Source organism: Kitasatospora sp. MY 5-36, assembly GCF_001182915.1.
Lineage (GTDB): Bacteria > Actinomycetota > Actinomycetes > Streptomycetales > Streptomycetaceae > Kitasatospora.
Genome location: NZ_LFVW01000423.1, coordinates 1 through 7872 on the forward strand (window position 1 = coordinate 1; position 7872 = coordinate 7872).

4 protein-coding genes are annotated in these 7872 nt (G+C 74.3%); 2 read left to right on the forward strand and 2 right to left on the reverse strand.

The window, feature by feature from the left end; all coding sequences use genetic code 11:
* Positions 1-451 precede the first annotated feature (451 nt).
* Entirely contained in the window at positions 452-1006 is a 555-nt protein-coding gene (cyaB, locus tag AE652_RS25280; RefSeq protein ID WP_049655445.1) for a class IV adenylate cyclase, read from the reverse strand.
* A 258-nt stretch (positions 1007-1264) separates the two neighbouring features.
* Positions 1265-1837 (reverse strand): helix-turn-helix domain-containing protein, encoded by a 573-nt coding sequence (locus AE652_RS25290; RefSeq protein ID WP_049655450.1) that lies wholly within the window; start codon positions 1835-1837, stop codon positions 1265-1267.
* Between the two features lie 179 nt (positions 1838-2016).
* On the opposite strand from AE652_RS25290, the gene AE652_RS25295 reads away from it, so the two are divergent.
* Together AE652_RS25295 and AE652_RS47470 are read left to right on the forward strand one after the other, a co-directional pair.
* Positions 2017-3006 (forward strand): alpha/beta fold hydrolase, encoded by a 990-nt coding sequence (locus AE652_RS25295; protein ID WP_049655447.1) that lies wholly within the window; start codon positions 2017-2019, stop codon positions 3004-3006.
* A 556-nt stretch (positions 3007-3562) separates the two neighbouring features.
* A partial coding sequence (locus tag AE652_RS47470) for a type I polyketide synthase (RefSeq protein WP_234348528.1) occupies positions 3563-7872 on the forward strand: 4310 nt, incomplete at its 3' end.

Here is a 7872-nt window from a genome sequence, read left to right on the forward strand (position 1 = left end):
GCCCGGCGGCGCCGGCGGAACCGGTGGGGCCGACGGGCACGGCCCCGCACCCCACGCCCACCCGGAGCGGACCCCGGGCGCCCCGCGGGCCCCGCCCACCTGACCCCCGCGCTCTCCTCCTTCCACCAATCAACGTGGGGGCATGGAAAGTAGAAGGGGGGTGGTGGGAGGAGGAGCGGCGCAAAGCCAGCAGAAACGTTCCGGCGCGCTCCGGGCCCAGCCCGGAGCGCGCCGGAGAAATGCCGCAAGCACGGAGGCAACGTGGCCCGCAGAGAGGTTTCGCAGGAGCGTGCAAAGGCCTGGAAGTGCGGTTGCGGCGTGCTCCAGGCAGGCCTGGAGCACACCGCGAAAAAAGCCTCACCAAGCGGAGGTAAAGAGCAGAACACCGCAACATCCGCACGGCGCCAAAGGGTCCGGTGCAGGTATATCGGTACGGTCGTGCGCCCGTTCGTCAGGCCAGCCCGAGGGTGAGATGGGGGTAGCCGGCGTGGATGCGGTCGCCGAGCTTGATGTCGAGGCCGGCGATGAAGGATTCGATCTTCTCGGTGGCCTCCTCAACGGTTTCGGCCTCACCCTTGTACTCGAACTCGATGAAGTCTCCGAGGTCGCCCACACTGTCAAAGGCGACGGCGATGCTGTCGATGAACCACTCTTCGCGAGTCTTGTCGACCGTGGTGAGCTTGGTGAAGTCGAGGGAGTCCAGGATGTGCTGGACGGCCGTGGCGTCGGAGACGGTGCTCTCGAACTCGCCGCAGTGGGTCTTGATCTTCTCCTCCAGTGGGTACCACCGCTTGAAGTTCAGGGAGGAGATGCCGTCCTCGATACGGATCCGGAGCCACTCGGAGATCACGTCTCCGGAGAGGAAGTCCTTGTGGGGGGCGTTGTAGTAGTGGTCGACCTGGCGGGTCGGCCGGCCGGCCTTGCCGCCCCGGGCGATGAGCTGGTCCTTCAGCTCCTGGGGGTCGCTGAGGAGCTTGAACTTCTGTTCGACTTCGGTGTACTTCACGGACTTTTCTCCTGAGTGTCGGTCAGCGAGGCGATGGTCTCGCGGACGAGCGCCATGACGGATTGGACTGCTTTCGACGTCCGTGACGAGGGCGTGGTTCGGCTCTCACCGTTCGTGCGGAACCGCATCAACCTGCTCGGCCGGTGCTCCTTCCGGCTCCCCGACCGGCCCGGCGGCCTGCGGCCACTGCGTGGTCCGGATGTCGCCGGGGCGTGATGCCGCAGGCACCGTTGCGGGGTCCGGGCGCTGTGCTCCGGATTACCGGGCGCCGCGGTCGGGGGTTGGGGTGCGCGGTCGTAGGCGCTCTCCCTGCGGTCCGAACATGATCAGGTATTCGACCGGTCCGCCGGGGCCGGCGTTCGCGACTCCGTGGGCGGTGCGGGTGTCGAACTCGGCTACGTCCCCGGCGCTCAGGACGAGGTCCTGCTCGCCGAGTGCCAGCCACAGCCGTCCGTACAGGACGCACAGCCATTCGTATCCGTCGTGGGAGACCTGCCGCGGCCGCGCCGGGGGTGCGTCGACGGCGGGGAGGACGTGCTTGTGGGCGTGCAGGCCCCCGACGTAGCGGGTCAGCGGTAGCACCGCCTTGTCGCCGCCGGAGCGAGGCGGCACCGGGGCGCGCGGTCCGGTCGCCGCCGCGGGTGCGGTGCCGGCCAGCTCGTCCAGGGAGACGCCGTACGCCTTCGCGAGTTGCAGCAGCACTTCCAGGGTCGGCTTGCGCCGGCCGGTCTCGATCCGCGACAGCGTGCTCAGCGAGATGCCGGTCGCGCGGCTGACGCCGGTGAGTGTGGCGCCGTGCCGCTCGCGCGCGGTCCGCAGCCGGGGGCCCATGGCCGCCAGCGTGTCGGCTGTGCCGTCGTCCGTCACCGTCGCCCCGCTCCCTGCGGCCGTGCCGCCTTCACCGCCCTGTCCTGCCAGTTTGCCACGATGGCAAGGGTTTTCGCGTCGCGCTGCCGCCGCGCCGCATGATCGGCGGGTACCCGCGGCCGCCCGTGAACCGAGGAGAAGCGATGCACCAGCCCGCGCCGTCCACCGACCTGCGCCACCGCACCATCGAGGCACCCGCCGGGCGCCTGCACCTGGTTGAGCAGGGCACCGGACCACTGGTCCTGCTCGTCCACGGCTTCCCCGAGTCCTGGTACTCCTGGCGCCGCCAACTCCCGGCCCTCGCGGCGGCGGGGTACCGGGCCGTGGCGCTCGACGTACGCGGCTACGGCCGCTCCTCCAAGCCGGCCGCGACGGACGCCTACCGGATGCTCGACCTGGTGGAGGACAACGTCGCCCTGGTACGCGCCCTGGGCGAGGAGAGGGCGGTGGTCGTCGGGCACGACTGGGGCTCCAACATCGCGGCGGCCTCCGCCCTGCTCCACCCCGAGGTCTTCCGCGCCGTCGCACTGCTGAGCGTCCCCTACGCGCCGCCCGGCGGCCCCCGCCCCACCGACGTCTTCGCGCGGATGGGCGGCGACCAGGAGTTCTACGTCTCGTACTTCCAGGAGCCCGGCCGGGCCGAAGCGGAGATGGAGCCCGACCTCCGGGGCTGGCTCGCGGGCTTCTACGCGGCCATGTCCGCCGACACCATGCCCGCCCGGGGCGAGCCCGACCCGCACTTCGTGGCCCGCGCCGGCGGCCGGCTGCGCGACCGCTTCCCCGGCGGCAGGCTGCCCGCCTGGCTGACCGAGGACGATCTCGACGTGTACGCCGGGGAGTTCGAGCGCACCGGCATGACCGGGGCCCTCAACCGCTACCGCACCATGGACCGCGACTGGGAGGACCTCGCCCAGTACGCCGGAGCCCCGATCAGGCAGCCGTCCCTGTTCATCGGCGGTGCCCTGGACGCTTCCACGACCTGGATGGCCGACGCGATCGACGCCTACCCGACCACCCTCCCCGGTCTGGACTCCACCCACATCCTGGACGGCTGCGGGCACTGGATCCAGCAGGAGCGCCCCGAGGAGGTCAACCGTCTGCTGACCGCCTGGCTCGCCTCCCTCCAGGACTGAACCGCCGGGTGTGCCGACCGGCCCCCCGGCGCGAGCGGGCCGGTCGCCTCGGCGCCGGCCTGTCAGTCGCGCACCAGTCGCGATCCGGCCTGGATGTTCCTCAACCCCTGTGCAGTACTTGGCCGTTGTGGCCTCCTCCGAGGCCGTGACCCGGTCCTGCGCGGTCGTCGGGTCGCCGCCCCCGGCGCTGTTGCGGCACGGTCCGGGCCCGACCCGGAGCGTGCCGGAGTGGTGGTCCGCGGGTGTCCGCCCGTGGATGGTCGTGGCTCGGACGCTTCGGGCGGCCCTCCGGGCGGCTCGCCGCGAGGTGCCCGGTATGTCGGGTATGTGCGGGCCCCTTCGGGGTTCAGCAACGCACGATCATGAACCCCCGGGACGGGTTCCGGTGGTGTGCGGGCGGGCGCATCCTCGTGGGGCGGGCATCGGCGTCGAGGTGGCGGCCGGGATCTCCCGCGACCGAACTCGCCGGTTCAAGGGCGGACCCGGGGCGACGACCCGGTGGTCCGTCGGGGCCTTCCGGTGGTCGGCCGTCTGATTCTCACTGCGGGGGGCATCGATGATGGACAGTGCTGGTTGTCGTGGCGGGCGTGAGCTCCCGGCGCGCGCGGTCGCGGTGGTCGGGGTCGGCTGCCGCTTTCCGCAGGCGGACGGGCCGGAGGCGTTCTGGCGGCTGCTGCGCGGCGGTGGTGACGCGGTGGTCGGGCGGCGGGGCGGCCGGGGCCCGGCGCGCGGGGGGTTCCTGGACGGGGTGGACGGATTCGACCCCGAGTTCTTCGGCATCTCACGGCGTGAGGCCGTGGCGATGGACCCGCAGCAGCGGCTGGCCCTCGAACTGGCGTGGGAGGCGCTGGAGGACGCCAGGACCCTGCCGGGCGCCCTGGAGGGCAGCCGGACGGGCGTGTTCCTGGGGGTGATCGCGGACGACTACGCGACGCTGCTGCACGGGCTGGGCCCCGACGCGGTGACCGGGCACACCCTGACCGGGCTGCAGCGCGGGGTGACCGCCAACCGGATCTCGTACACGCTGGGCCTGCACGGTCCGAGCCTGGTGGTGGACACCGGCCAGTCGTCCTCGCTGGCCGCCGTGCACCTGGCGTGCGCGAGCCTGCGCAGCGGCGAGTCCGAGCTGGCGCTGGCCGGCGGGGTGAGCCTGGTCCTCGCGCCGGAGAGCACCCGGGCGTTGGAGCGGGCCGGAACGCTGTCGCCGGACGGGCGCTGCTTCACCTTCGACGCCCGCGCCAACGGCTACGTCCGGGGCGAGGGCGGCGGGGTGGTGGTGCTCAAGCTGCTGGAGGCCGCCGTCCGGGACGGCGACCGCATCCACGCCGTCATCCGCGGCAGCGCCCTGAACAACGACGGCGCGACGCAGACGCTGCCGACCCCGGGCCGGGCGTCGCAGGAGCGGGTGCTCCTGGAGGCCTGTGTCGACGCGGGCGTCGAGCCGGGCGAGGTCCAGTACGTCGAGCTGCACGGTTCGGGGACGCGGGCCGGCGACCCGGTCGAGGCCGCGGCGCTCGGTGCGGCGCTGGGCTCGGTGCGCGGCGAGGGCGATCCGCTGCTGGTCGGGTCGGTGAAGACGAACATCGGCCATCTGGAGGGCGCGGCGGGGATCGCCGGGTTCATCAAGACCGTCCTGTGCCTCGCCGAGCGCGAGCTCGTGCCCAGCCTGAACCACGTCGGGCCCGGCGAGCGGGTTCCGCTCGACGAGCTGCGGCTGCGGGTGAACACCGAGGCCGGGGCCTGGCCCTCGCCGCACGGTCAACTGGTCGCCGGAGTCAGCTCGTTCGGGATCGGCGGCACCAACTGTCATGTGATCCTGTCGGATTGGCCGGGCGTGGAAGCAGCGCCCGAGGAGAAGGAGGAGGCCGGGGCGCTGCCCTGGGTCCTGTCCGGGCGGGACGAGCCCGCGCTGCGCGACCAGGCCGAACGGCTGCGCGCCCATGTGGCGGCGCGTCCGGCGCTCGGGGCGGCCTCGGTGGGCCGGTCGCTGGCCGTCACCCGCACCGCGTTCGAGCACCGCTGCGTGGTCGTCGCGGACGACCGGGACGGCTTCCTCGCCGAACTCGCGGACCGGGCGGCCGGGCGGCCGTCGGCGGCCGTGGTGGAGGGCCGGCACGAGGGGCCGCCGGTGCGGCCGGTCTTCGTCTTCCCCGGCCAGGGCTCGCAGTGGACGGGAATGGCGGCGGAGCTGATCGAGACCTCCCCGTTCTTCGCCGAGCGGATCGACGAGTGCGCCGAGGCCCTCCGCCCGTACGTGGACTGGTCGTTGGCCGATGTCCTGCGCGGGGTCCCCGGCGCGCCGCCGCTGGAGGGCGACGAGGTGGTCCAGCCCGCGCTGTGGGCGGTGATGGTGTCGCTGGCCGCGCTGTGGCGCTCGGCCGGGGTGGAGCCGGCCGCCGTGGTGGGGCACTCGCAGGGCGAGATCGCCGCCGCCACCGCCGTGGGCGCCCTGTCGCTCCGGGACGGTGCGCGGATCGTGGCCCTGCGCAGCCGGGTGCTGAACCGGATCGCGGGCGGTGGCGGCCTGTTGTCGGTGGACCTCCCGGCCGAGCGGGTGGAGCGGGACCTCGTGGCGCTCGAGCTCGCGGGAGTCGACCGCGCGGCGGCCGGCGGCCCCGGGCTGTCGGTCGCGGCGGTCAACGGCCCGGCGCACACGGTGGTGGCGGGGCCGGCGGCCGCGCTCGACGCACTGGCCGCCCACTACGGGCAGCGGGTGCGCACCCGGCGGATCCCGATCGACTACGCCTCGCACAGCGCGGCCGTCGAGGAGCTGCGGGACGGCCTGCTCGCCGCGTTCGCCGGGATCGCCCCGCGCTCCACCGACGTGCCGTTCCACTCGACCGTCACCGCCGGACCGGTCGACACCGCCGAGCTGGGCCCCGGGTACTGGTTCCGCAACCTGCGCGAGCCGGTCCGGTTCGGGCCGGTCGTCGAGCGCCTGCTGGACGCGGGCCACTCGACCTTCCTGGAGATCAGCCCGCACCCGGTGCTGGCGATGGGCGTCCGGCAGGCGATCGACCTACACGGCGGGGACGGCGCCGCGCTGAGCACGCTCCGGCGCGGCCACGGCGGCCGCCGGCGGTTCCTCACGGCGGCGGCCGAGGCCTTCGTCCGGGGCGTCCCGGTCGACTGGTCCGCGCTGCTGCCCGCCTCGGTGCCGCTCGCCGACCTGCCGACGTACCCGTTCCAGCGCCGCTCCTACTGGCCGTCCGGGATGCCGGGGGCCGCCGGGAGCGAGCGGGCGGACGAGGGGACGCAGACGCCGGCGTCGACCCCGGCGCCGGTTCCGGCCCTGGACGGGCGGTCGGTCCTGGAGCTGGTCCGGAGCCTGACCGCCGTCGTGCTGGGCACGGGCTCGGCCGCCGACGTCCGGCCCGGGCGGACGTTCCGCGAGATGGGCCTGGACTCGGCCATGACGCTCGAACTGCGCGACCGGCTGGCGGCCGCGACGGGGCTGAACCTGGAGAGCACCGTCCTGTACGACCACCCGAGCCCGGCCGCCCTCGCCGCCGCGATCGGCGCGCTGAGGGCGAACGACGAGGCCGAGCCGGAGGCCGAAAGCGACGGCAAGACCGAAAACGACGACGAGGCCGACGAGGCCGACGACCCCGTGGTCATCGTCGGCATGGCCTGCCGCTTCCCCGGCGGGGTGCGCTCGCCCGAGGACCTGTGGGACCTGGTCGAGGCCGGCACCGACGCCATCGGCGACTTCCCCGACGACCGGGGCTGGGACCTGGCGGCGCTCCACCACCCGGACCCGGACCGGGCCGGCACCTCCTACGTCCGCCGGGGCGGCTTCGTCCGGGACGTCCCGGACTTCGACGCCGAGTTCTTCGGGATCAGCCCGCGCGAGGCCCTCGCCATGGACCCGCAGCAGCGGCTCCTGCTGGAGGTCGCCTGGGAGGCGCTGGAGCGGGCCGGGATCGACCCCACCGCGCTGAAGGGCAGCCGGACCGGCGTGTTCGCCGGGGCGATGCACTCCGGCTACGGGCCGAGCATGGAGGCGGCCGGGCCCGGCGTCGCGGGGCACCTGCTGACGGGCACCAGCGTGAGCGTGGTCTCCGGGCGGATCGCGTACGTCCTCGGGCTGAACGGGCCCGCGCTGACGGTGGACACCGCGTGCTCGGCGTCGCTGGTCGCGCTGCACCAGGCGGTGCGGTCGGTCCGGGCCGGGGAGTGCTCGCTCGCCCTGGCCGGCGGGGTCACCGTCATGGCGACGCCCGGCATGTTCGTGGAGTTGTCCCGCCAGCGGGTGCTGGCCGCCGACGGCCGCTGCAAGGCGTTCTCCGCCGGGGCGGACGGCACCGGCTGGGGCGAGGGCGCGGGCATGGTCGTGGTCGAGCGGCTCTCGGACGCCCGCCGCCACGGCCACCCGGTGCTGGCGGTCGTGGCCGGCAGCGCCGTCAACTCCGACGGCGCCTCCAACGGGCTGTCCGCGCCCAGCGGGGTCGCCCAGCAGCGCGTGATCGAGGACGCGCTCGCCGACGCCGGGCTCGCGCCGCGGCAGGTCGACGCCGTGGAGGCGCACGGGACCGGCACCGCCCTGGGCGACCCGATCGAGGCCAACGCCCTGCTGGCCGCGTACGGGCAGGGCCGGGAGCGGCCGCTGTGGCTCGGGTCCCTCAAGTCCAACATCGGGCACGCGCAGGCCGCGGCGGGCGTCGGCGGCGTGATCAAGATGGTCCAGGCGCTCCGGCGGGGCGCGCTGCCCGCCACGCTGCACGCCGACGAGCCGTCCCCGCACGTGGACTGGACGGCCGGCTCGGTGGCCCTGCTCGACCGGGCCCGGCCCTGGCCGGAGACCGGGGAGCCCCGGCGCGGCGGCGTCTCCTCGTTCGGGATCAGCGGCACCAACGCGCACGTGAT

Excerpts from the sequence above, each read along its gene's own strand:
- AE652_RS25295 (WP_049655447.1), top strand. The coding sequence starts at position 2,017 with ATGCACCAGCCCGCGCCGTCCACCGACCTGCGCCACCGCACCATCGAG.
- AE652_RS25290 (WP_049655450.1), bottom strand. The coding sequence starts at position 1,837 with ATGGGCCCCCGGCTGCGGACCGCGCGCGAGCGGCACGGCGCCACACTC.